This window comes from Bradyrhizobium frederickii (assembly GCF_004570865.1).
Taxonomy (GTDB): domain Bacteria; phylum Pseudomonadota; class Alphaproteobacteria; order Rhizobiales; family Xanthobacteraceae; genus Bradyrhizobium; species Bradyrhizobium frederickii.
Map to the genome: position 1 here is coordinate 1 of NZ_SPQS01000130.1, position 861 is coordinate 861.

Annotated in this window: 1 protein-coding gene; it reads left to right on the forward strand. The window is 64.6% G+C overall.

The window, feature by feature from the left end; genetic code table 11:
* Positions 1–861: condensation domain-containing protein (locus tag E4K64_RS40010; RefSeq protein ID WP_235884979.1), on the forward strand; the 861-nt coding region annotated here is incomplete at both ends.

Consider the following 861-nt stretch of genomic DNA (forward strand, 5'->3'; position numbering starts at 1 on the left):
CAGTGTCTTTGTCGCAACGCAAGGTAAGCCCCGGGTTGAGGTTCTGCCGCCGGATGCGGGATTGCCGATACTTGAGCATGATCTGCGGGAGAGATCGGATGCGGAAGCGGCACTTTTGGATCTGTGCCATGAAGAGGGGCGCACGCCATTCGATCTTGCGCGCGGCCCACTGATCCGCGGGCATCTGGTGCGGATGTCGGACGAGGAACACGTCTTCCTGCTGACCCAGCATCACATCGTCTCGGACGGCTGGTCGATGGGCGTGCTGCTGCGTGAACTTAGCCAGCTTTACCGAGCATTCGAGGCTGGGCAGGACGATCCCCTGCCGCCGCTTGCGATCCAATATCCGGATTACGCCGCCTGGCAACGCCAATGGCTGTCGGGCGAACGGCTGCAGAAGCAGGCGCAATATTGGCGCAGCGCCCTGGCAGGCACGACCCGTCTTGTCTTGCCGACGGACCGCGCGCGGCCTGGCCAGCAGTCGTTTGCCGCGGCCACGGTCCCGATCGTCATCGATGCGGATCTGACGCGGGAGCTGAAGCGGCTGAGCCTGCAGCATGGCACGACGTTGTTCATGATCGTGCTGGCGGCCTGGGCGGCGGTGCTGTCGCGTCTGTCGGGGCAGGACGATCTTGTGATTGGCGTGCCCAGCGCCAATCGGGGGCACCGGGAGATCGAAGAGCTAATCGGCTTCTTCGTCAACACCCTGGCGCTTCGGCTGGATCTGTCGGGCGAGCCAAGCGTGTCGGAGTTTCTGGAGCGGACGCGGCGCACGGTGCTGGCTGCGCAGGAGCATCAGGACCTGCCGTTCGAGCAGGTGGTGGAGATCGTGCAGCCGCCCCGCGCTCTTGATCACACGCC